Annotated in this window: 1 protein-coding gene; it reads right to left on the bottom strand. The window is 27.2% G+C overall.

Going from position 1 to position 456, the window contains the following annotated elements:
- Positions 1–137: 137 nt before the first annotated feature.
- On the bottom strand, positions 138–456 hold a 319-nt coding region (locus IU405_RS07670; protein WP_231749607.1), incomplete at its 5' end, for a DUF86 domain-containing protein.

The raw sequence follows: 456 nt of genomic DNA on the forward strand, positions 1-456 counted from the left end.
ACTAATGTAGAAGTGAATTGATAAGGTAATGTAACAATAGGGTAGTAGTCTATCGAAAAGCAAATTACAGCAACCTAAGATTCTACGCGGCAGTGAAATTTTTTTTTGAATGGTTACAATTAGATTGATTTTTAAAATTAAAAAGAGAGCGATTGAATTTCTTCTTTTAGTTTTTTAAGATGACGATTTATAATTGCCCAAACTATTGAATTATCTATACTATCATAAGCATGAATCAATCTGTTACGAAAACCAATAATTTGTTTATCATTCTTAATTTCTGTAATGGATGATACTTTTTTCAGTTGATTTAGAGCTTCTCCAATGATAGCTAATTGTCTTTCTACTGCGCTTTGTGTTTTTAAATCATTTTGATACATATTGAAATCTGTAATTTCAACTGTGAATTTTTCTATCAAATCTATTGCTATTAAAATATCAGAGAGATATTTTTTG

The organism is Polaribacter sp. BAL334 (assembly GCF_015767435.1).
GTDB lineage: Bacteria > Bacteroidota > Bacteroidia > Flavobacteriales > Flavobacteriaceae > Polaribacter.